Source organism: Shewanella sp. ISTPL2, assembly GCF_013283205.1.
Taxonomy (GTDB): Bacteria; Pseudomonadota; Gammaproteobacteria; order Enterobacterales; family Shewanellaceae; genus Shewanella; species Shewanella oncorhynchi.
In genome coordinates, this window is the sequence record NZ_JAAPAV010000001.1 from 2,079,386 (window position 1) to 2,101,741 (window position 22,356).

19 protein-coding genes are annotated in these 22,356 nt (G+C 47.3%); 15 read left to right on the top strand and 4 right to left on the bottom strand.

What is annotated here, in order from left to right:
• Window positions 1-181: 181 nt before the first annotated feature.
• The 3 genes from HUB64_RS09225 to HUB64_RS09235 all read left to right on the top strand — a co-directional run bounded on the left by HUB64_RS09225 (window position 182) and on the right by HUB64_RS09235 (window position 5,011).
• Window positions 182-2,425 carry a hypothetical protein gene (locus tag HUB64_RS09225; protein WP_173496851.1) on the top strand — a complete coding sequence of 748 codons (2,244 nt, stop codon included), beginning with the start codon at window positions 182-184 and terminating at the stop codon, window positions 2,423-2,425.
• Window positions 2,426-2,435: 10 nt separating this feature from the next.
• Window positions 2,436-4,136, top strand: coding sequence for a toxin-antitoxin system YwqK family antitoxin (locus tag HUB64_RS09230; protein WP_173496852.1), 1,701 nt, complete (start codon window positions 2,436-2,438; stop codon window positions 4,134-4,136).
• A 599-nt stretch (window positions 4,137-4,735) separates the two neighbouring features.
• The gene (locus tag HUB64_RS09235) at window positions 4,736-5,011 is read left to right on the top strand and encodes an acylphosphatase (protein ID WP_028759808.1); all 276 of its coding nucleotides are present in this window, start codon (window positions 4,736-4,738) and stop codon (window positions 5,009-5,011) included.
• A gap of 67 nt (window positions 5,012-5,078) precedes the next feature.
• On the opposite strand, the gene HUB64_RS09240 is transcribed toward HUB64_RS09235, so the two are convergent.
• From HUB64_RS09240 to HUB64_RS09250, 3 genes are all read right to left on the bottom strand, one after another.
• Complete coding sequence (locus HUB64_RS09240) at window positions 5,079-6,080, bottom strand: peptidoglycan binding protein CsiV (protein ID WP_173496853.1); 1,002 nt, start codon at window positions 6,078-6,080, stop codon at window positions 5,079-5,081.
• Window positions 6,080-9,565, bottom strand: coding sequence for a transcription-repair coupling factor (gene mfd / locus HUB64_RS09245; RefSeq protein WP_173496854.1), 3,486 nt, complete (start codon window positions 9,563-9,565; stop codon window positions 6,080-6,082). The genes HUB64_RS09240 and mfd overlap by 1 nt, the downstream gene beginning before the upstream one ends.
• 85 nt (window positions 9,566-9,650) lie before the next feature.
• Complete coding sequence (locus HUB64_RS09250) at window positions 9,651-10,292, bottom strand: hypothetical protein (protein ID WP_168827490.1); 642 nt, start codon at window positions 10,290-10,292, stop codon at window positions 9,651-9,653.
• Between the two features lie 94 nt (window positions 10,293-10,386).
• Here HUB64_RS09250 and HUB64_RS09255 point away from each other — a divergent pair, with 94 nt between their 5' ends.
• The 3 genes from HUB64_RS09255 to lolE all read left to right on the top strand — a co-directional run bounded on the left by HUB64_RS09255 (window position 10,387) and on the right by lolE (window position 13,697).
• On the top strand, window positions 10,387-11,619 hold the full coding sequence (locus HUB64_RS09255; RefSeq protein ID WP_105252622.1) for a lipoprotein-releasing ABC transporter permease subunit: 1,233 nt from the start codon (window positions 10,387-10,389) through the stop codon (window positions 11,617-11,619).
• Window positions 11,620-11,754: 135 nt separating this feature from the next.
• Complete coding sequence (lolD, locus tag HUB64_RS09260; RefSeq protein WP_173244642.1) at window positions 11,755-12,450, top strand: lipoprotein-releasing ABC transporter ATP-binding protein LolD; 696 nt, start codon at window positions 11,755-11,757, stop codon at window positions 12,448-12,450.
• Window positions 12,447-13,697, top strand: a complete 1,251-nt coding sequence (gene lolE, locus HUB64_RS09265; RefSeq protein WP_173244645.1) for a lipoprotein-releasing ABC transporter permease subunit LolE — start codon at window positions 12,447-12,449, stop codon at window positions 13,695-13,697. The genes lolD and lolE overlap by 4 nt, the downstream gene beginning before the upstream one ends.
• A 276-nt stretch (window positions 13,698-13,973) precedes the next feature.
• Here lolE and suhB read toward each other — a convergent pair whose 3' ends face one another.
• Complete coding sequence (suhB, locus tag HUB64_RS09270) at window positions 13,974-14,777, bottom strand: inositol-1-monophosphatase (RefSeq protein ID WP_028759815.1); 804 nt, start codon at window positions 14,775-14,777, stop codon at window positions 13,974-13,976.
• Window positions 14,778-14,930: 153 nt separating this feature from the next.
• On the opposite strand from suhB, the gene trmJ reads away from it, so the two are divergent.
• The 9 genes from trmJ to fdx all read left to right on the top strand — a co-directional run bounded on the left by trmJ (window position 14,931) and on the right by fdx (window position 22,219).
• Window positions 14,931-15,659 carry a tRNA (cytosine(32)/uridine(32)-2'-O)-methyltransferase TrmJ gene (trmJ, locus tag HUB64_RS09275; RefSeq protein WP_173496855.1) on the top strand — a complete coding sequence of 243 codons (729 nt, stop codon included), beginning with the start codon at window positions 14,931-14,933 and terminating at the stop codon, window positions 15,657-15,659.
• Between the two features lie 40 nt (window positions 15,660-15,699).
• The gene (gene cysE / locus HUB64_RS09280; protein WP_028759817.1) at window positions 15,700-16,521 is read left to right on the top strand and encodes a serine O-acetyltransferase; all 822 of its coding nucleotides are present in this window, start codon (window positions 15,700-15,702) and stop codon (window positions 16,519-16,521) included.
• A 364-nt stretch (window positions 16,522-16,885) separates the two neighbouring features.
• Window positions 16,886-17,347 carry a Fe-S cluster assembly transcriptional regulator IscR gene (gene iscR / locus HUB64_RS09285; RefSeq protein WP_006081858.1) on the top strand — a complete coding sequence of 154 codons (462 nt, stop codon included), beginning with the start codon at window positions 16,886-16,888 and terminating at the stop codon, window positions 17,345-17,347.
• An 80-nt stretch (window positions 17,348-17,427) separates the two neighbouring features.
• Window positions 17,428-18,642, top strand: coding sequence for an IscS subfamily cysteine desulfurase (locus HUB64_RS09290; protein ID WP_028759818.1), 1,215 nt, complete (start codon window positions 17,428-17,430; stop codon window positions 18,640-18,642).
• A 37-nt stretch (window positions 18,643-18,679) separates the two neighbouring features.
• Window positions 18,680-19,063 carry a Fe-S cluster assembly scaffold IscU gene (gene iscU / locus HUB64_RS09295; protein WP_006081856.1) on the top strand — a complete coding sequence of 128 codons (384 nt, stop codon included), beginning with the start codon at window positions 18,680-18,682 and terminating at the stop codon, window positions 19,061-19,063.
• A 14-nt stretch (window positions 19,064-19,077) separates the two neighbouring features.
• Window positions 19,078-19,401: an iron-sulfur cluster assembly protein IscA gene (iscA, locus tag HUB64_RS09300; RefSeq protein ID WP_006081855.1), complete on the top strand. Its 324-nt coding sequence runs from the start codon at window positions 19,078-19,080 to the stop codon at window positions 19,399-19,401.
• Window positions 19,402-19,417: 16 nt separating this feature from the next.
• Window positions 19,418-19,942, top strand: a complete 525-nt coding sequence (hscB, locus tag HUB64_RS09305; protein WP_173496856.1) for a co-chaperone HscB — start codon at window positions 19,418-19,420, stop codon at window positions 19,940-19,942.
• A gap of 67 nt (window positions 19,943-20,009) precedes the next feature.
• Window positions 20,010-21,872, top strand: a complete 1,863-nt coding sequence (gene hscA, locus HUB64_RS09310; RefSeq protein WP_173496857.1) for a Fe-S protein assembly chaperone HscA — start codon at window positions 20,010-20,012, stop codon at window positions 21,870-21,872.
• 8 nt (window positions 21,873-21,880) lie between these two features.
• A complete protein-coding gene (fdx, locus tag HUB64_RS09315; protein ID WP_006081852.1) occupies window positions 21,881-22,219 on the top strand; it encodes an ISC system 2Fe-2S type ferredoxin in 339 nt (112 codons plus the stop codon).
• The last annotated feature ends 137 nt before the right edge of the window (window positions 22,220-22,356 follow it).

Consider the following 22,356-nt stretch of genomic DNA (forward strand, 5'->3'; position numbering starts at 1 on the left):
TTCGATATTGGGAACTTACCTAAGATTGTCATTATTGCAACAGTGATTATCTAAAAAGGATGTTTTAGTCGCGCACTCAGGTGTTGCGCTGGACAGGCAAAATAGCCAAAGCATTTTATTTACTGGGTATGAAAGGGCATAATGCGGCGCTTACTATTTGTTTGAGATACAAGGAATAACCATGAAGTACTTGGTTAGCGTAGTTGCATGCTGTTTATTATCGGCCTGTTCTTTTGGGGATGCTGATGTTGAGTTTACACCTGAAAAAGGGGAAGAGCGCTCGTATCAGCTGTATAGCACCACTAACATCACGGTAGACAATGGTAGTCGTACCGAAACGGTTAACGCCACGTCACATCAATTGCTGCGTTATAAGGTCCTCGAAACAGGCAAAAACAGTCGGTTTCAAGTGCATGTCGATTATATGAACATGCGCGATGGCCAAGGGAGCGGCGTCAGTAGTGGCCAGCGGGCCGATCGTAATCCAGAAATGCACGCTATTTTCTCGCAGGGGTTTGAATTTTCTTTAAATCTAGACGATGGCAGCGTTAAAGAATTCAGTGCATTGAACAAACCTGTATGGCAGGCGCTGTTGGCTGAACGCGGCGCAGAGCTTGAGCAGGAACTGAAAAAGCTCTTTAGCTCATCGGCCTTTCTTAGCACCATACCCGCCAAAGCGGGGGCGGTTGTCGCGCTTCCTACCTATCAAGGCCACGCCAATGCCAAGCTTACTGTATTGCAAGTCACTGATACGCATGTGTTAGTTAAAGTTGAAAGTGACGGCGAGCAAGCCAAAATATACGGTCAGCTGATGTTAGAACGTGAGCGGGGTTGGTTAGCGCAGTTAGCCTTAGTGGCAGAAGCGCCGTTTGAGCGCTACGGCTATAAGGGCACAGTGCGCAGCAACGTTATTATGTTGCCGCAGGAGCGCCAGCTGGGCGATCTGACACAGCATTTAGGTTTTTATGATTTCCCAGTATTTGAGTATCAAAAACAACCTGACGTTGTGTTGGATAACGTCAATAAGACCTTAACCCAAGATGCTGTATTTGCCTATGATGCGGGCTACTTTTACCAGCAAGATGATTTATTAAAGCTGACTTATCAGTATGACTTTTCAGGTTTTAAACCCGAAGGCGGGTTTAACTTAACCGATATCACAGCACACAGTGCGGATGGCACAGTACTGCCGCTGCAATTGAGCAAGGTAGGCAGTTACAGTTATCCAGAACAGGATGGTTTCCATCAGTCTGAGCAGCAGAATTTGCTTATCGGTTGGAATGCGCCGAATGACCTCTTAGCTCAGGTTGCTGAGTTTCGCGCGACTGCCCATTATCGCGGCGCGAAATTAGTCAAACTTAACCTGACCCCCGATCCCAGTAAAACTGTGGTCTTGCAGTATGAAGATATACAGCTGGAACTCTCGCCAATCCCAGATAAACCATTCAGTTATTTGCTGAAATCACGAGGCAGCACTGACAAATCTTGGTTATACCGACGCTTTGACGGTGCCGAAGGCGCTATGGTGAAATATCTTTCACCGCCGCCCACTGGGCCGGATTGGTTAACCCCCGCAGAGCAAAATATGGTGGCGTTGGCCTCAGCTGCACAATATGAATCGATCACACTGTTTACCTTTCCCGCAGCGCCGCCGACGCTGACACTCTATGTGAATACTGTGGTTGACAGTGGTGAACTGACTAAGAACATTCGTTTTATTCCGACTCAAGATTACGCGCAAAATGTCGCCTATCCGCCGGCGCAGCAACAACTGCTTTATAGTGATGATATGTATGCGTCCTATGTTAATCAGCCGCAAGTTACTGCACCTGAAGACCCCGCCTTACTTGAGCCGCAAGTCGTGGCCAAATACGGCGTCAGTTTGCTGTTAACTTCCGAGCAGGCAGCTGTGTGTACGCTCAGTGTTGTCGATGCACCTAAGGTCAACGGGCACACACTGCAATGGACAAACACAAGCACTAACACTAACAACACGGGTTTTGGTGGAGGGCTGGATAAGTTTGTGCTGTATCAACTGACTAGCGCCGATGGGATCCGCCGCAATTTTTACGACATCAATGTCAGCAGCACTTTGGCCTGTACCGGTACTCCCAAATGGCAAGCGCTCGCGTATCAACCCGAGCAAAGCTGGTTGATTGATATCACTCAGTTGCCGAATGTTGATATCCGTCAAACCGTGGCCGACTTTATGCGGCGCTATCGTTTTTTAAATGCGCAAAATTTACAGCTAGCTCCTGCTATTCAAGGTGACAGCAGTGATTTTTATCAGCGCCCGTTGCAGCAAGTATTACGTGAGGAACGCTGGTTTGTACTGGCGGGGCGCGCAGCACAGATAGAGCAGCTGACGATAAGCGGCGAACCGGTCAATAAACAGTGGGTTAATACATTCCCTGCGTTACCTTAAGGAGCAGAATATGAGAGTCTTATTACTATTATCTGCGCTACTTATGTCGTTTAATCTGTCGGCTGAGCGAATTTTACTCGACGAACTATGGCGGCTTAGCGATGTGCCTGGTGAAGCCATTTATTATCAGGAGCAAGCACCAACAGAGAAAGATGGCGTGTGGCCGCTACAACTCTTTTATCTGGAGACGGATAAACCCGTTTTTAAGGGCGGCGTCAACAGTTCCAATTTAGCCGAGAGTTTTATCGTTGGTGATTTCGAGTTTTTCTACCCCGATGGTCAACTGTCTCGCAAGGGCAGTAGCGATGCACAAGGGCGCTATCAGGGCACGCATCTGCATTATTGGGAAGACGGAGTGCTCTCGGGAGAGTACCACTACCAGCATGGCCAGTTGCATGGAGATCAGAAAAGTTACCATACTAATGGTCAATTAAGGGAGCTTCAGCATCGTGTGAATGGCGCTGAATTAGGATTATCGCAAAGTTATTTTAACAATGGCCAGTTGCAAACACGCGTAACCTACGGTGCTAACGGTATGGAAGGGCTATATGAAAGCTTTCATAACAATGGTCAGCCGGAGCAAACCGTTAATATGGTGGTGGGAAAAAGAGAAGGCGAGCGATTGTATTGGACAAAAGATGGCTGGTTATACACTAAAGAGTTTTATCTTAAGGGGAAAATACACGGCGAAGTGTTGATTTACCGAGCTGCCGATGTGCTGCAAGAGATTAAACACTATGAGCATGATAAACAGGTGGGAAACCAGCAGCGTTTTGATGAACAAGGGCGGTTAGCAGAGCTGCAAAAGTATGATAAGGATGGTCGTGAAATTCAACATATTACCTATGATAATGCCGGTAACGTTGCGACCCAAACCGACACGCAATACCTCGCTAAAGGTCAGACCAGCACTGAACAGCGCTTCGATTCTGCGGGAAAGTTAACTTATCAATATCAGCAAGATACAGCAAAAGACTGGAGCTTACGTCAGCGTTTTGATGCAGCAGGAGAGCTGATTGAACGTGATGAACAACTCAAGGGGCGATACGATGGCTTGTATATCGGTGCTGGTTGGAACGGTTATATCAGGCGGATAAACTACCGCAAAGGTCAAATGCACGGTGCATATCGAGAAGATAAGGCCGAGGACGGCGGCTTTGTCATCGGCCAATATCACTTAGGGTTAAAGTCCGGCAAGTGGGTCACAAAAAACGCGGATACGACGCGCAATGAGCAGTTTAACCAACAAGGTGAGCTGAGTGGTGAACAAACAGAAATCGCAGCCGATGGCACGATAATGCGTCGAGAGTTTTATAAAAACGCTAAGTTACATGGCGCGTATTTACTGCGTGGCTTTGATAAACAACTGCAAGCCCAAGGTCAGTATGTTAACGGTCAGCGCGAAGGCCAATGGCTGCTGCAAGATGAAAGCAGCTACAGCATGGTTAAGCTATGGCATGGCAACTATAAAGCTGGACACGAAGTGGGTCACTGGCAAGCCTTTTCCGCCAATGGTCATTTATTAGGGCAGGCCCAGTATGATGATCAAGGTCAATTGCAAGGCAAAGGCTATAGTTTTAACGAAGATGGCAGCCTGCTGCAAAGTGATGAGTATCTTGATAATCAACTGCACGGCAGGTCGGTGTATTACTTTAATGGCGAACCCTCATCCGAGTATCGCTATCAAAATGGTCAGATGATAAGCGAGTAGCACTTTATTACCTAACCACACAATCAAGCAAAAACCGGCTAATTAGGTCGGTTTTTTGCTTTTTTGCATCTAGTTTGCTTGCCTTGCTTTATCGTCAGGCATACGCGCCGCTTGTCATTAGAGGGCTCACTTCTCAAACCCTCGTTTCGCGTTTACTAACTTGCCAGAACAAACACAATCTCAGCGTTAAACGTCAACACGCCTTTATACTTCTTTGGCTATCACAGGGGGTGTTTTTAAACATGAACAATGCAGATGGGTGTACGAGCTGATTTTCAGCAAAAAGCATTATATTCATTCGGGATGGATAGTTTTACTTTTCAAACTCTTGAAAATAATTATTTATTGTGTAAAGTAGCGACCCTTGCTATTTTGTAACAAAATGATACAGAGTTGCTGTTTTATTTGTCCATTTATTGGATATCCCTTTGCGTATGTCGCCCGACACAGCTAGCAGCAGTCTTGTTAGCTGTTTTTTTTGCCTAAATTTAAATATTGTTTGTTTTTTGCTCTACAAATCAATAGGTTAACACTTAGCCTTTGGATAATTGCGGCTATGCTTATTTCTATAACAAGGTTCCGTGAAAAAGGAGCGTGAGATGAAGCGAGTATTAATTAATTTGACGGGAAAAGTGCAAGGTGTTGGTTGCCGTCATGCGACCTTGACTAAGGCCAGAGCCCTTGGTGTGACAGGATATGTAACCAATTGCCGCGATGGCAGTGTTGAAGTACTCGCCCAAGGCAGTGACATTGCTGTTAATGCTTTAATTGCTTGGTGCGAAGTAGGTGTGCCTTGCACTGAGGGATTAACCGTAACGGTAGGAGAAGACGAGGCTGATGATATCTACCTCGATTTCTCCATCGTTCAGTCTTAATTTAAACGTACAGTGTTAACTTAACTGCACCGTTTTAACTTAAGAATTGTACGGGTTGTGCGTTTGTTCAATATTGGCCAACAGTTTGTATTGATTCGGCATTCTGATTATTTTGCATTGCACTGGGTTGCGCCATCTTGCGGATTTGGATCACCATGCCCATTTCGGGATGATCTAAATAATGGATTTCTTCACTCTTCACACGGCGGTTTTGCTCCAAAGGCACAGACATTAAAAATGGTGTCATGACTTTGGGCGCCGTGAGTGTTGCGCTGGTATCGGCCGCATCACTGGGTACGGCTGGCATTAATTTTCTGCCTTCTTTGCGCAAGTGCAATGCGGTTTCAATATATAAATAGTGGCTTAAATAGATATTCAGTGTGCCATCTAATTCCCATACTGGTGATACAGCAGGTGCAAGCATTGGCGTGCCATCGGCATTAGTCATAGGCTCTGCTTGAGCTTGCTTAATGATTTTTCTGCCATCGAAGTGATAAGTACCTGAGAAATCTTTACCCGCAAATAAGCGTATGGGTACTGAGCCACTCTTACCACGCATAGGTTGTTGCCAAGCCATGTGCAGTAAACTGCGCGTACCACGTTCGCGGGAAATACTATTGATAATGCTCGCGAACTGACTTTGGCTGCGGGTTAACAATACTGGGTTGCCATTGGCTGTAGGATAACTGATCTGTGCGCTGCTGATTTCTGATGGGATCACCGGCGGGTAACGATATTCCACACTCGCAGGCGCGGCAGGCATAGGTTCTGACGTCGAGATACCGTTTAAGGTTTCAGCGCAGTGGCTATTTGCATCGGCATCAAATACCAGTGTGCAAGGCGCAGATGCGCTGGGTATCGGCGTGATTGCTTGCGCGATAGCTGGGGAGATTAAGTCTATTGCGTTATCTGTTTTCGTCTTGTTTGGCGCATCAGGCCATTGTTCACTTGACTGACTTTGGCGTTCAAACACATAGACTTCAACCTCGAACCAAGCTTCTGCTTGGACGACCTGACTGTGTGATAGTGCAATGAGTGTAGCGATAGAGACCGCGAGTTTACGTAACACTATTTATCTCCAAGACGATGTTGCGATAATTGTTCTAGCAAGAGTTTCACTAAAGCGAGCCTGTCTTTACTGGTTTCGGCTGCAAGGCTGAACTTTAACTTATTCGGTCCTTCCATTCGATAGATTTGTGGCTGGCTTTGGAGTAATCCAATAATAAACACAGGATCTATGACATGATCATCACTAAATTCGATGCTGCCACCTTTACTGTGCACTTCTATTTTAGTCGCACCTAAGCGAGTCGCCTCATGTTTATAGAGGGTCATTTCCATTAAGTTGCGCGTCGGTTCAGGTAATAAGCCAAAACGGTCGATCAATTCGACTTTTAACTCATCCAGCGCCGCCTGTGTTTCGCAACCTGCGATGCGTTTATAGAGCGACAGACGAATATTTACGTCGCTAACATAGGCTTCAGGCAGTAGGGCGGGGATACGCAGTTCAATTTCGCATTGCTGATTGAGCATTTGCGCCAGTGACGGTTCTTTGCCTTGTTTTAAGGCTTTGACTGCCGCTTCGAGCATTTCCATGTATAAGCTAAAACCAATTTTCGAAATATGGCCACTCTGTTCATCGCCCAAGAGTTCACCTGCGCCGCGGATCTCTAAATCTTGGGTCGCCAGCATAAAGCCCGCACCGAGATCTTCAAGAGCATCAATAGCTTCTAAACGTTTGCGCGCATCTGGGGTCATACGTTTGGGATGCGGCGTCATCAAATAAGCGTAGGCCTGATGATGCGAGCGCCCGACGCGGCCACGCAATTGGTGTAACTGTGCCAGACCAAAGGTATCGGCGCGCTCAATAATAATGGTGTTGGCACTCGGGACGTCGATACCAGTTTCGATAATAGTGGTACAGACTAACACGTTGAATCTTTGATGGTAAAAGTCTGACATTACCCGTTCTAGATCGCGCTCACGCATTTGACCGTGGGCAACAACGACTCGCGCTTCAGGCAATAAATCGATAATGCCTTGGGCACATTTCTCAATACTTTCAACATTATTGTGCAGGTAATACACTTGGCCGCCACGGAGAATTTCCCGCAAAATGGCTTCGCGCACAGTCGCGGGATCCGATTCCCGTACAAAGGTTTTCACCGCTAAACGTTTGGCTGGCGGGGTGGCGATAATCGACAAATCGCGCATGCCCGACATGGCCATGTTTAAGGTGCGCGGAATGGGCGTTGCGGTCAGGGTTAAGATATCCACGTTGGCGCGCAGCGCCTTGATTTTCTCTTTTTGACGCACACCAAATCTGTGTTCTTCGTCGATAATCAATAGGCCTAAGTTTTCAAACTTGGCCTCAGATTGCAGTAACTTGTGGGTACCTATAACGATATCGACTTTGCCTTCTTCCAATTGCTGTAGCACTTGAGTCTGCTCTTTGGCGGTACGAAAGCGTGACATAACTTCAGTGACCACGGGCCAGTCGGCAAATCTGTCTTTAAAGTTTTCATAGTGTTGCTGGGCAAGCAATGTGGTCGGAACTAGCACGACCACTTGTTTGCCAGCGTTGACGGCCACAAAGGCGGCGCGCATGGCGACTTCGGTTTTACCAAAGCCCACATCGCCACAGACTAATCTGTCCATTGCGGTCGGCGATTGCATATCGGCTAATACGGCGATGATGGCGCTTTCTTGATCGACGGTTTCTTCGAAGGGGAAGCCGCGGGCGAATTGAGCGTATTCTTCTTCGTCAATTGCGCAGCTTTCGCCGGGACGCGCTTGGCGACGGGCATAGACATCGAGCAGCTCGGCTGCGACGTCGCGGATTTTTTCAATCGCCTTTTTCTTGGCTTTAGCCCACGTCTCGTTGCCGAGTTTATTTAAGTGGGCGTCTTCATCGGCGCCAACACTGTAACGGCTGATGAGATGCAATGAAGACACTGGCACATACAGTTTGTCACCGCCAGCGTATTCTAATTGCAAGTATTCTGCGACCAGTCCCCCCGTATCTAGGGTGACTAAGCCCCTATAAAGTGCAACGCCGTGCTCTAAATGCACTATGGGCTGGCCAACTTTGAGTTCGGCCAAGTTTTTAATCAGGGCATCATTACTGATCTGACGCTGTTTTTCACGCCGACGTTGCTGGGAAATACGATGGCCGAAGAGTTCAGTCTCACAAATGATACTGATACTTTCTTTGGCGCTGATCTGCAGCAAACAACCGCGTGACAGCGGCGACACGATAAGGCCTAACTTGGTATCACTTTGAATAAATTCATCAAAATGGTTAAACAGTGCAGGTTTTAACTGAATTTTAGCGAGTAATTCAAGCAGCGCTTCGCGGCGACCCTCGGACTCGGCGCTAAACAACATGCGTTTGGCGCTGCTGGCATAATCTTGCAGCGCTAGCAGCGGTTGCTTTAATTTATGATTGGCGCTGATGTCGGGCAGGGTGCTGGCGGCAATAACAACCGCTTTCGTTGTTTCAATGCCATCTGTTGGCACTTGCATTTGATAACGTGGCAGCGGTTTAAAGGCGGCAAATAACTCTTCTATGAGTAAATACAGCTCTTTAGGCGCCAGTAATGGCCGCAGTGGATCGACGCGTCTGTCTTGATAGCGATGTTCGACTTCTTGCAGATGGGCGCGAGCTGACTTTTCGATATCGCCTAAGGTGACGAGTTGAGTGTCCTTGGGCAAGTAATCGAATAGGGTGGCGGTGTCATCAAAAAATAGCGGCAGGTAGTTTTCGATCCCCGCCGGCATCAAGTTACGGCTCACTAGCTGATAAACCGATTCCGGCTCTTTGACTATGACCTCGAAACGGCGGCGGTATCTTTGCCTAAAACCTTCGATGGCCGAACTGTCGGTTGGGAATTCCTTCGCGGGCAATAGGCGAATTGAGTCGACAGGTTGCAATGAGCGTTGGGTTTCTGGATCAAAATGGCGAATGGTTTCCACTTCTTCATCGAATAGCTCGATGCGCAGTGGCATATTCATCCCCGTTGGGAAGATATCCAGAATCGAACCGCGAATGGCAAACTCGCCATGTTCATACACTTGCTCCACCGAATGGTAGCCAGTGTCGGTTAAATGCTGGCGTACATCGTGTAACTTGTAGCTATCCCCCTTTTTGAGCACAAACACGTTGGCGCTTAAATAGGCCTTAGGTGGCAGGCGTATCATCAAGGTGGTGACGGGCACGATAACGATATTTTGCTCAATCTGAGACAGCTGCGATAGCGTTTCGAGTCGCTGGGAAATTAAATCCTGATGGGGCGAAAAACTGTCGTAGGGCAAGGTTTCGCGGTCAGGGAATAATCTGACCTTAATGCCTGTTTTACTGAGCAAATAACTCAGCTCTAACTCTAAGCTTAAGGCGCTTGGCGTGTCACTGGTGACGACTAAGGTCGTTCCCTTATGTTGACGCGCTAAATTGGCGAGTGTAACGGCTTGGCAAACGCCGCCCACGGTGGACAGAGTCTGAATTTGTGTGCCATTTTTGACGGCTGGCGGCGTTAGGGCTGATATGTGAGTCATTGGCGTGCGATAAACTGATTCATTCACAAAGAGTTGCAGACATTGTAGAGACTTGATGGCGTAGGTGCCAGAGAAAAGTCAGCGGCTATTGACGCTCGTCTCTGGCGAGTTTGCGTAACTTGAGTTGTTTCTGTTGCACATTGAGGCTGGCTTTGACTAATTGTTCCACGTCAGATTCAAGAATTTGACTGAATTCAAAGTCGGTTTGCCATTGTAGATGTTCAGGTTGAGTATGTTGCTCTGTACTGTCATTACGACTCATATCGCCTTCGGCTTGTGCTATTTTTTGTGCTTGAGTGGCGATGACTTTGCCAAAACAGAGAATGGCAACTAATTCGTCGTGAATAAACAGAGTGATTTTATAGTGGGAGCCAATGTCTAAGGCTGTTGGGGTGAGTAATCTTAGGCCACTGCCACCAAATTGGTTACCAAAGCATTTTTCGCCCTCTTGGGTTTCTTTTTCTAATACATGTTGCAGCACTAGATCTACTTTGCGGGATTGCAGCTTTAAAAAATCCACGACAACTTTTGCCTCGTTATCTAAATGGCGCAGCTGTAGCAAGCAGTTAGCTTCGAGTGTTTTGACTTCGCTGAGCAGTTGAATGCCTAATGATTGCATTGATCTCAGTGCCATTTCTGAGGGTAATGGCTGGGAACTCGGCCATTGGCTTAGGTAGGCGGTAAAGTGGTGAGGCACACTAAAATACGGATTGGTGTCAGTGAACAAGGCTTGCCTCTTTATTTATAGGACCAATACCCCTATTATCGTGCCCATCTTCATGATTTAGCAAGTTCAGCACACAGGACGCAACCCTCTTTCAATGAATCCAGGATTCCCTTTCTATATTGGTTACCGTTATTGGCGGGCCAAAAAAGCGAACGCGTTCGCGTCGTTCATTACCTTATTTGCCGTGTCGGGCATTTTTTTAGGCGTTGCAGCCCTGATCGTTGTCAGCTCAGTGATGAATGGCCTTGAAGGCCAACTTAAGCAACGTATCTTAGGTGCAGTACCGCAATTAACTATTTATAGCGAAGCGCCGTTAGTCGATTGGACAAAGCAGGCTAGTGCGCTTAAAGCCTTACCGGGTGTGTTAGGCGTTACACCGAGCGTGTCGACGCAGGCCATGGTGCAATCTGCGTCGAATATTCGCGCTGTGCAGGTTTATGGGGTGTTTCCCGAATTAGCGCAAAAGTTATCCTCCGTTGCGCAGCACACTTACTCAGGTGCATTTGAACAGTTGGCGAGTGGCGACTTCAAGGTGATTTTAGGATCTGAGCTCGCACGGCAACTCAAAGTCGCTCCCGGTGATACGGTACGATTATTGAGTGGCGATGGTGTGGTGTACTCCCCATTAGGCCCAGTGCCGAGTCAACGTAAGTTCTTGGTATCTGGCATTTTTGAAATGGGCTCTCAGGTTGATGCTGGCGTTGCATATATCCATTATCAAGATGCAAAGCGTTTGATGCGCCAACCGAGTGAGGCTATTGATCAGCTTAGACTCTATTTAACCGATCCCTTTAGCGCGCCCGCTTTAGCGTCTAAAGTGCAGGATGTTCTCGCTAAACAAGATATTAAGGTAACAACCAGCGATTGGCGTGATACCTATGGTCACTTGTTTGGTGCGGTAAAAATGGAAAAGAACATGATGTCACTGATGCTGAGCCTGATTGTGGCCGTGGCCGCATTCAATATCGTCTCGGCGCTGGTGATGATGGTGGTCGATAAAACCACGGATGTGGCAGTGCTAAAAACCCAAGGCGTAACCACGCCCGCCGTGATGGGCATTTTTGTGGTGCAGGGTTCGCTCAATGCAGTACTTGGTTTAGTGCTTGGGCTCGCGGTAGGTATACTTATCACTTTGAATCTGAATGGCATTATGACGACATTAGGCATTTCGATTTTAGGTGCGGGACAGAGTTTACCAGTAAAACTGGAGTTGATGCAGTTGTCAGTGATCGTGATAGGCACACTATTGGTCACCTTGTTGGCGACCTTATATCCCGCGCTGCGTGCGGCCAGTGTGCAACCCGCAACTGCGCTGAGATACGAGTAAACCCGTGAGCTTTTATGAATAGTAGTCACCCATGGGCATTCATCCGTGAGTGATGGTTTGCCAAGATGAAAATAATTTAATGCATTGATTTAATGAAATAAATTGATGCCAAAGCATGTTTAAGAGAGAACTTCAATGCAAGACGTGTTACTGCAAGTGCAGAGTGTCAGTAAGAGTTACCATGATGGCGCCGTGACCACGCAAGTGTTGTCTAATGTCGATTTGCAGGTGTTCAAGGGCGAGCAGTTGGCGATTGTCGGCAGCTCAGGCTCAGGTAAGAGCACACTGCTGCATATTATGGGGACTTTGGATGAGCCAACCGCGGGCAAAGTCTTGTTGCTAGGCGAAGATTTATACCAAATGTCTAGTGCACGCCAAGCGCAGATCCGCAATCAAGATCTTGGCTTTATCTATCAATTCCATCATTTATTGCCTGAATTCACTGCGCTAGAAAACGTCGCTATGCCGGCATTTATTCAAGGTAAAGATCGTAAACAAGCGCTCGCCGATGCCAAAGTCTTATTGGAGCGGGTAGGGCTAGGGCATCGTATGACGCATATTCCCGCCGAGCTGTCGGGAGGGGAGCGTCAGCGCGTCGCTATCGCGCGGGCGCTAATCAATCAACCTAAGCTGGTGTTGGCCGATGAACCTACGGGTAACTTAGATGCCAACAGCGGCGATGCGGTTTATGAGTTGATCCGCGAGCTGGCCGATCAGTTAGGTACGGCGTTTGTGGTGGTGACCCATGATCATAAATTGGCTGCCCGTATGGACCGCCAACTGATGATGAAAAACGGTTACTTGCAATTAGCGGCGGAAACCCAAGTATGAAAGGACCGTTAGCCCTATCCATTGGTTGGCGTTTTTATCGCGCCCGCCAATCCAACAGTTTTATTAGTTTTATTTCCTTTGCATCGACTGCCGGTATCGCTTTAGGTGTGGCGGTATTGATCATAGTTCTGTCTGCAATGAATGGTTTTGAGCGAGAGCTAGAGCAAAGATTACTGGGTGTAGTGCCACAGGCGGACATTGTCGGGGTGGACGAACCTATCGTCAATTGGCAGAGTGTTGCGCAAGGTGCGCTACAAATTGAAGGTATTCGTGGTGCAGCCCCCTTTATCCGCATGCAAGGTTTAGTGCAGAAGCCAGGTGGTTTTCAAGGCTTAGCCGTGGTGGGTATTGATCCGAAAGAAGAAACGAAGGTTTCAACTTTGTCACAGTTTATGAGTGATGCAAGCTGGCAGAGTCTGAGCCAAGATGAGAATCATATCGTCCTTGGCGAGAGTTTATTGACTAAGTTGGGGCTTGAGGTGGGTGATACGCTGGCCTTATATGTGCAGGATATCGATCCCGACGCGGCAGGTAGTTTACGTGCTGCGAAGAGCCATCGTTTTGTGGTGTCAGGCACCTATCATCTGGGCGGCGAGCTTGAACTGACAACCGCTTATATTCCATTGCAATACGCGGCGCAGATCTTGAACATGAATAACGGTGTAACGGGTGTGCGTATTAGCGTCGATAAAGTGTTTGATGCACCAGTAAAAGTGCGCGAACTCGGTTATGCGCAAAAGCAGTCTGTGTATATCAGTGACTGGACCCGTACTCAAGGGCATTTATATCAAGATATTCAGTTAGTTCGTACTGTGATGTATTTAGTTTTAGTGTTGGTGATTGGTGTGGCCTGCTTTAACATCGTCTCCACCTTAGTCATGGCGGTGCGGGATAAAGCGTCCGAAATTGCGATTTTGATGACCATGGGCTTGAGTCGTTTGGCTGTGATGGGGATTTTCATGGTGCAGGGCGCGTTAAACGGTCTGCTTGGCTGTGGTCTTGGCGGCATTATCGGCGTGAGTGTGGCGCTGAATTTAAGTGCGATTGCGAGCTCAGTTGAGCAGTTACTCGGTATTCAACTGCTCTCGGCCGATGTTTACTTTGTCGATTTTTTACCGTCTGAGTTGCATGTTTCGGATGCAGTACTGGTGATTGTGATGGCGTTTGTGATGAGTTTAATCGCGACTTTGTATCCCGCTTGGAAGGCGAGCCAAATTGCACCAGCACAAGCGTTAGCGGGTAGATAACTGGATAAGTGGTTGTTCGTCCTGTTAGCCGATTTAGGCTGAAATCAGTGCAGATGTTTTCAGGACACTCCTTTCTTCCCAATGACTATTGCTTAATTACTATACTATTTCTAAATACGATATTGTGGTGACTGAGGACTTGATGACTCGAGTACTTAAGGCTTTAGAATGAAAACCATATAAACAAAAAGGCCAGTGGGCGCTCTTAAAGAGATTACCACTGGCCTTTTTTGTATCTGTTTTATGCGTTTATTTAAAGCTAAGCGTTAATCTCGATTAACGTTTTAAGCCTTCGTTCAATAATGGACGCATGATCTTCACTAATTCTGTGGTCACCTTAGGTGAGCCAGCAACGATGTTGCCCGAAACCAAATAGTTATGGTTGCCAGTAAAATCAGTCACAGTACCGCCCGCTTCGCGGCAAATCAGATCGCCAGCAGCGATATCCCATGGCTTTAAGCCGATTTCAAAGAAACCATCCAAACGACCCGCGGCAACATAGGCTAAATCTAATGCGGCAGAACCTGCGCGACGTAAGTCAGCACATTGGCCGAAGACTTCGCCGAAAATAGCCATGTAAGTTTCAGTGTGTTGACGCGCCTTGAATGGGAAGCCAGTACCAATCATAGTAGGTGCTAATTCATTCACGTTGGTAACACGCAGACGGAAATCATTGAGTTTGGCGCCTTTACCACGTACAGCGGTAAAGAGTTCTTCACGGACAGGATCGTAAACAACGGCAACTTCAGTCTTGCCTTTGTATTGCAGAGCGATAGAAACCGCGAAGTGGGGAATGCCTCTAACAAAGTTGTTAGTGCCATCCAGAGGGTCGACTATCCAAACATAGTCTTTATTCTCACCGCGATTTTCGCCTTTCTCTTCACCCACGATAGTGTGATCAGGGTAAGATTTACGAATTTGGTAAGTAATTGTCGCTTCTGCTTCCTTGTCTACACTGGTAACAAAATCGTTGATACCTTTTGAACTGACTTCGATACGGTCAAGTTCAGTATAGGCGCGCATAATAGTTTGGCCGGCCGCGCGGGCAGCGCGTACAGCAATCGTCAGCATCGGATGCATTGCAATCCCCTGGATGTTAAAGAACGTTAAAATAGCGGGCGGTATTATACTCGATTTGATAGTTATATCAAATACCGATTTTCATATAAGCATTCGGCAATGGCTGTGATAATATTCGTCCCCAACGTTTTATGAATTAAATTAAGTTGTTTCATGCTAAGTAATATTCGAGTGGTTTTAGTGGGGACTTCGCACCCCGGCAATATTGGTTCTACTGCCAGAGCGATGAAGACTATGGGTCTGTCTACTCTGTATCTTGCAGAGCCCCGGGTTGAACCCGATGGTCATTCCATAGCATTAGCCGCGGGTGCATCGGATATTCTGAAACATCTTGTGAAAGTGGATTCACTTGCTGAAGCGATTGCAGATTGCAGTCTAGTGATTGCAACCAGCGCGCGCAGTCGCACCTTAGATTGGCCCATGTTAGAGCCAAGACAAGCTGGGGTGAAATTAGCGATCGAGGCACTTAAAGGCCCTGTTGCGATTGTGTTTGGCCGTGAAAACCATGGTTTAAGCAATGAAGAGCTGCAACAGTGCACTTATCATGTGGCTATCCCTGCAAATCCAGAGTACAGCTCGCTTAATCTGGCGCAAGCCGTACAAATCATTTGTTATGAAACCCGCGTTGCCCATCTCGCGCAAAAAGATGTTGCCGAAGAAGAGCTGACTGAGTATCCCTTGGCTGCCGATCAGGAACGTTTTTTCGCACACCTTGAAACGACACTGTTATCAACTGGATTTATCATTAAGAACCATCCTGGACAAGTGATGATGAAACTTCGCCGCTTGTTTAGTCGTGCACGGATTGAGAGTCAGGAAATGAATATCCTCAGGGGTATTTTGACGTCAATTGAGAAAGTGGCGGGTTCTAAAGAAAAATAGCCAAACCTTAATAATTAACACTAATCGCGAAGGATAAACAATGGGCGTGATAGCTAGGCTAAAAGAAGATATTGAATCTATATATCACCGTGATCCTGCGGCGCGTAGCGCGTTTGAGATCTTGGTTAACTATCCAGGCATGCATGCCATTTGGTTGCATCGGATAAGCCATAAGCTATGGAAGCGCGATTGGCGCTTAACGGCACGTTGTTTATCGACGTTTTCCCGTTGGTTGACAGGGGTTGAAATCCATCCTGGGGCAACCATAGGTCATCGATTTTTTATCGACCACGGTATGGGCGTTGTGATTGGTGAAACGGCTGAGATTGGTGATGATTGCACCCTTTATCACGGTGTCACGCTTGGTGGAACCACCTGGCAGGCGGGGAAACGTCACCCTACGTTAGCCAATAACGTGGTGGTGGGCGCAGGGGCAAAAATCCTCGGTCCTATTACCATGCACGATGGTGCGCGTGTGGGTTCGAATTCTGTTGTGGTGAAAGATGTGCCCAAAGATACCACGGTTGTGGGGATTCCTGGGCGCGTGGTGGCTACACCGTCACCGCAATCGAAAGAGAAAACTGAACGCCGCAGCGCGATGGCAAAAAAATATGGCTTCGATGCGTACGCGGTATCACCGGATAATCCCGATCCGGTGGCCAATGCAATAGGGCAGATGCTCGATCACATGCATTTGATGGACTCGAAAGTTCAAGAGTTGTGTCAAGCCATTCAAGGGCTGGGTGGCAATGTCTGCACTGAAAAACTGCCAGAGCTTGATATGGGCGAGTTTAATGATGCAGAAAAAGCGGCAGCGGAAAAACGCCATAGTGCATTAGATGAGTTTGATCCGAGTATCTAAGTTTCAAGAAATGGTTCAACTTAGCGGTCTAACTTGCTTAAGGGCTGACCCTTACAAGGGTCTCGTTTAGCGTTTTACTTTAGCTTATCCTGTTGTAAAGGCGCATATTGCGATCAAACCAGAGTTTGATCGCGCCATAGTACCGAGATCACTTTTATCCTGCGTTTATATCGTGCTAGATGTCGATTAATTGGCGCTCTAGCATTGAATCTTAAGCCGGAAACAGGTTAAATACCCCACCCAGATGAAAGGGTATTGGTTATGCGCACACTCAATACTTGAGTGTTTTAGTAGGTTTTAATACTTGACTGAATTACTCGGGTATGTTGAAATAAAGCATACCTCTTCGGGAGCTATGGTAGTTATGAAACTTACATCAAAAGGTCGTTATGCAGTAACCGCTATGCTAGATGTGGCAATCCACTCAGCATCGGGACCAGTTCCCTTAGCGGATATCTCTGAAAGACAAGGGATTTCGCTTTCCTATCTGGAACAACTCTTCGCTAAGCTAAGAAAACACGGTTTAGTGGCCAGTGTACGTGGACCGGGCGGTGGTTATCGCTTAGGCCTAGAAGCCAATGATATTTCAGTCGGCATGGTTGTCCATGCTGTAGACGAGTCTGTCGATGCGACTCGTTGCCAAGGACTTGGCAATTGTCAGAGTGGAACTCGCTGCTTAACCCATTCACTTTGGGGCGATTTAAGCAAACAAATTTCCGATTTTTTAGATGGTATCAGTCTTGCCGGCTTGATGCAGAAGCGAGATGTGCAATTTATCTCACTTAAGCAAGACACTATGCAAAAGGAACAAAGAGTCAGTTTATAGCGGCACTTTGTTATATATAAAAATAATTTTTGTACGTTGTATGTAGCCTCTACCAGAGACTGCTCAGTACGGAGTGTGTTATGAAGCTTCCTATCTATTTAGATTATGCCGCCACCACGCCTGTTGATCCTAGAGTCGCGGAAAAGATGTTCCAATGCATGACAATGGACGGCATCTTTGGTAATCCGGCCTCACGTTCACACCGCTACGGCTGGCAAGCCGAAGAAGCGGTGGATATTGCTCGCAACCAAGTTGCCGAGTTAATTAACGCCGATCACCGCGAAATTGTGTTTACCTCTGGCGCGACGGAATCGAACAACTTAGCGATAAAAGGTGTTGCTCATTTCTATCACAAGAAAGGCAAGCACATCATCACCAGTAAGACTGAACATAAAGCGGTTCTCGATACTTGTCGCCAATTAGAGCGTGAAGGTTTCGAAGTGACTTATTTAGAGCCTGCGGCTAACGGCATCATTCCTATGGAACGTTTAGAAGCAGCGATGCGTGACGACACTATCCTTGTCAGCATTATGCACGTGAACAACGAAATTGGTGTTATCCACGATATCGATGCAATCGGTGAACTATGCCGTTCAAAAGGCATCATTTTCCATATGGATGCGGCGCAAAGTGCAGGCAAAGTGCCTATCGATGTGCAAGCCACTAAAGTGGATTTGATCTCTATTTCTGGCCACAAAATGTATGGCCCTAAAGGTATCGGCGCACTATATGTTCGTCGTAAGCCACGCATTCGCTTAGAAGCGCAAATGCACGGTGGTGGTCATGAGCGCGGTATGCGTAGCGGTACGTTACCAACGCATCAAATCGTAGGTTTAGGTGAAGCGGCTGCAATCGCAAAAGCGGAAATGGCCTCTGATGATGCCCGTATCGGTGCATTACGTGACAAATTATGGAATGGCATCAAGCACATTGAAGAAACCTATATCAATGGTGATGCGATTGACCGTGTTAGCGGTAGCCTCAACGTCAGCTTCAACTATGTTGAAGGTGAGTCGTTAATGATGGCACTGAAAGATTTAGCGGTTTCATCGGGTTCGGCTTGTACCTCAGCCAGCCTAGAGCCTAGCTACGTATTACGTGCACTTGGCTTGAACGATGAAATGGCACATAGCTCGATTCGTTTCTCAATCGGCCGTTTCACAACCGAAGAAGAAATCGATCACGCTATCGAAGTAATTACTCAATCTATTGATAAATTAAGAGAAATGTCTCCTTTGTGGGAAATGTTTAAAGATGGGATCGACCTGAACCAAGTTCAATGGGCACATCATTAATTCTGACCTTTACAATAGATAATTTTGGAGCAGTACCATGGCTTACAGTGAAAAAGTGATAGATCATTATGAGAATCCACGTAACGTTGGTTCTTTTGATAAAAACGATCCTTCGGTCGTGACTGGTATGGTAGGCGCGCCTGCTTGCGGTGACGTGATGAAACTTCAGTTGAAAATTGGTGCTGATGGCATCATTCAAGACGCTAAGTTCAAAACCTACGGTTGTGGCAGCGCGATTGCGTCTAGCTCACTGGTAACTGAGTGGGTTAAAGGCAAGACTATCGAACAAGCTGCGGCGATCAAAAACACGGATATCGCTGAAGAATTGGCATTGCCACCAGTGAAGATCCACTGTTCAATTTTGGCTGAAGATGCCATTAAAGCTGCTATCGACGAGTACAAATCGAAACAAGCTAAGTAACATCTGGAGTTAAGATGGCGATTACAATGACCCCAGCGGCAGCCGATCGTGTCAGATCTTTCTTAGTCAACCGAGGCAAAGGTGTAGGCCTGCGTCTCGGCTTAAGAACATCAGGCTGTTCTGGTATGGCTTATGTACTTGAGTTCGTTGATTCTTTAAATGATGACGATGAAGTGTTTGATATCGAAGATGTGAAAATCATCATAGATGCCAAGAGCCTTATCTATCTTCAAGGGATCGAGCTGGATTTTGTTAAAGAAGGGCTGAATGAAGGCTTCCAATTTAATAATCCTAACGCAAAAGGTGAGTGTGGTTGTGGTGAGAGTTTCACTGTTTAACCGCTAAAGTTGACGCATGAATTATTTCGAGCTGTTTAAATTTTCCCCTGCCTTCGATATTGATGCCGCCTTACTTGCAGAACGCTATCGCGAACTGCAACGGGCGGTTCATCCCGATAAATTTGCCAATGATACTGATCAGCAAAAATTGCTGTCGGTGCAGCGCACGGCGCAAGTCAATGATGGTTTTCAAACCTTAAAAGATCCCATTCGCCGCGCCGAGCATATGTTGTCGCTGCGTGGTATTGAATTAAGCCATGAAACCACGACAGTGAAAGATACTGGCTTCTTGATGCAGCAAATGGAATGGCGCGAGGCGTTAGAAGATATACGCGATAGTGCCGATCCTCAAGCGAGTATTGACGAGCTATATCACTCGTTTGCGCAGTACCGCGCGCAACTCACTCAGCAATTGACTCAACTGTTAACCAGTGAGCAGGCTGAAGACGCATTGTTAGCGGCGGATCAAGTTCGCAAACTCAAATTTATGGCAAAATTACACGACGAGTTGACCAGAGTCGAAGACGCTCTGTTAGATTGATTTTCCGTGTTTATGTTACTTTGCTGACTCAAGTACGCTTGAGTTGGCATTACTAAGTTGGATATATATGGCCCTTTTGCAGATAGCTGAGCCCGGTCAAAGTGCCGCGCCGCACCAACATAGACTTGCCGTTGGCATCGATTTAGGTACGACCAATTCTTTGGTGGCGGCCGTTCGAAGTGGAGAGACGGCAACTCTGCCGGACGAACTTGGACAGCATTCATTACCTTCTATCGTGCGTTATACCCAAGATTCAGTCGAAGTCGGCGCGCTTGCAGCGTTGAGTTCGGCGCAGGATCCACAAAACACGATCGTTTCGGTAAAGCGTTTTATGGGCCGCAGCCTAGCGGATATTAAAGCTGGCGAACAATCATTACCCTACGAGTTTGCCGAAAGCGAAAATGGTTTACCTTTATTTGTGACTCCCCAAGGCCAAGTGAATCCCGTGCAAGTGTCTGCGGAGATTTTACGCCCGCTGATCGCCCGCGCTGAAAAAACCTTAGGCGGCGAACTGCAAGGCGTGGTGATCACTGTGCCTGCGTATTTCGATGATGCTCAGCGCCAAGGCACTAAAGATGCTGCAGCTTTGCTGGGTGTTAAAGTGCTACGTCTATTGAATGAACCGACGGCTGCTGCGATTGCCTATGGTTTAGATTCTAAGCAAGAGGGAGTGATTGCCATCTATGACTTAGGCGGCGGTACCTTCGATATTTCTATTTTGCGTTTGAATCGCGGTGTATTCGAAGTACTTGCCACGGGTGGTGATTCAGCGCTTGGCGGTGATGATTTCGATCATTTATTGCAAGCACATATGCAGCAAGTGTGGCAGCTTAGCGACATCGACTCACAATTAAGTCGTCAGTTGCTGATTGAATCGCGTCGAGTTAAAGAAGCCTTAACGGATGCTGCAGAAACTGAAGCGAAAGTGATCCTTGCCGATGGTACTGAACTGACGCAAATCGTTACTAAAGCTGAATTTGATGCCATGATTGCGGCATTGGTGAAAAAGACGATTGCCAGCTGTCGCCGTACCCTGCGTGATGCGGGCGTCACGACGGATGAAGTGCTTGAAACTGTGATGGTTGGCGGTTCAACGCGCGTGCCATTAGTGCGTGAACAGGTCGAAGCTTTCTTCGGTAAACCACCGCTGACATCTATCGATCCCGATCGTGTTGTCGCCATTGGCGCGGCCATTCAAGCCGACATTTTAGTGGGTAACAAACCCGAATCGGATTTGTTATTGCTCGATGTGATCCCTTTGTCATTAGGCATAGAGACCATGGGCGGCTTAGTGGAAAAAGTGGTATCGCGTAATACCACGATTCCTGTTGCACGGGCGCAGGAATTTACCACCTTTAAAGATGGTCAAACGGCCATGGCATTCCATGTGGTGCAGGGCGAGCGTGAGCTCGTTGCCGATTGCCGCTCACTGGCGCGTTTTACCTTAAAGGGTATTCCGCCGTTAGCCGCTGGTGCTGCGCATATTCGTGTGACTTTTCAAGTGGATGCCGATGGTTTACTTAGCGTGACGGCGATGGAGAAATCCACCGGCGTGCAGTCTAGTATTCAAGTTAAGCCGTCTTTTGGTTTATCGGATACTGAAATTGCCACTATGCTGAAAGATTCGATGAAGTATGCCAAAGACGATATCGGTCGTCGTATGCTGGCCGAGCAGCAAGTGGAGGCGGCGAGGGTACTCGAGTCTTTACATGCAGCGTTAGCGAAGGATGGCGATTTGCTGAATGCCGATGAGCGTGCTCAGATCGATGCTATTATGGCCAATGTGGCGCAAGTTGCCGCGGGCGATGATGCCGATGCGATTAAACTCGCGATTGAAAAACTGGATGAGCAAACCCAAGATTTTGCTGCCAGACGTATGGACAATTCTATTCGAGTGGCATTTAAAGGCCAGTCGATCGACAACATATAGGTGATGTAATGCCCCAATTAGTCTTTCTTCCCCATGCCGAGTTGTGCCCTGATGGCGCTGTGCTTGAGGCGAATGTTGGTGAGACCATTCTCGATGTTGCGCTGCGTAATGGCATCAATATCGAGCATGCCTGTGAAAAGTCCTGTGCTTGCACGACGTGTCACTGTATCGTGCGTGAAGGCTTTAATGATCTTGAGCCAAGTGATGAGCTAGAAGATGACATGTTAGACAAAGCTTGGGGACTTGAGCCCGAAAGCCGTCTATCTTGTCAGGCTAAAGTGGTCGACACTGACATGGTGATTGAGATCCCTAAATACACGGTTAACATGGTTAGCGAAGGCAATTAATATTGCTTCGATAATGATTAAAACCAGTCCACGTGACTGGTTTTTTGCTTTTGGCGTTGAGCATTTGTGCAACTAATCTTGTCTATGCCTCTAGTTGTTTGATTTATCCTTGCGCAGGCGTATTATGCGCTCAAAAT

Bases quoted from the DNA above. Each gene is read 5' to 3' on its own strand.
- lolE (WP_173244645.1), top strand. From the start codon at position 12,447: ATGAAAGGACCGTTAGCCCTATCCATTGGTTGGCGTTTTTATCGCGCC.
- HUB64_RS09230 (WP_173496852.1), top strand. From the start codon at position 2,436: ATGAGAGTCTTATTACTATTATCTGCGCTACTTATGTCGTTTAATCTG.
- suhB (WP_028759815.1), bottom strand. From the start codon at position 14,777: ATGCATCCGATGCTGACGATTGCTGTACGCGCTGCCCGCGCGGCCGGC.
- hscA (WP_173496857.1), top strand. From the start codon at position 20,010: ATGGCCCTTTTGCAGATAGCTGAGCCCGGTCAAAGTGCCGCGCCGCAC.
- HUB64_RS09290 (WP_028759818.1), top strand. From the start codon at position 17,428: ATGAAGCTTCCTATCTATTTAGATTATGCCGCCACCACGCCTGTTGAT.
- fdx (WP_006081852.1), top strand. From the start codon at position 21,881: ATGCCCCAATTAGTCTTTCTTCCCCATGCCGAGTTGTGCCCTGATGGC.
- iscR (WP_006081858.1), top strand. From the start codon at position 16,886: ATGAAACTTACATCAAAAGGTCGTTATGCAGTAACCGCTATGCTAGAT.
- lolD (WP_173244642.1), top strand. From the start codon at position 11,755: ATGCAAGACGTGTTACTGCAAGTGCAGAGTGTCAGTAAGAGTTACCAT.
- iscA (WP_006081855.1), top strand. From the start codon at position 19,078: ATGGCGATTACAATGACCCCAGCGGCAGCCGATCGTGTCAGATCTTTC.
- hscB (WP_173496856.1), top strand. From the start codon at position 19,418: ATGAATTATTTCGAGCTGTTTAAATTTTCCCCTGCCTTCGATATTGAT.
- iscU (WP_006081856.1), top strand. From the start codon at position 18,680: ATGGCTTACAGTGAAAAAGTGATAGATCATTATGAGAATCCACGTAAC.
- cysE (WP_028759817.1), top strand. From the start codon at position 15,700: ATGGGCGTGATAGCTAGGCTAAAAGAAGATATTGAATCTATATATCAC.
- HUB64_RS09225 (WP_173496851.1), top strand. From the start codon at position 182: ATGAAGTACTTGGTTAGCGTAGTTGCATGCTGTTTATTATCGGCCTGT.
- mfd (WP_173496854.1), bottom strand. From the start codon at position 9,565: ATGACTCACATATCAGCCCTAACGCCGCCAGCCGTCAAAAATGGCACA.
- HUB64_RS09255 (WP_105252622.1), top strand. From the start codon at position 10,387: ATGAATCCAGGATTCCCTTTCTATATTGGTTACCGTTATTGGCGGGCC.
- HUB64_RS09235 (WP_028759808.1), top strand. From the start codon at position 4,736: ATGAAGCGAGTATTAATTAATTTGACGGGAAAAGTGCAAGGTGTTGGT.
- trmJ (WP_173496855.1), top strand. From the start codon at position 14,931: ATGCTAAGTAATATTCGAGTGGTTTTAGTGGGGACTTCGCACCCCGGC.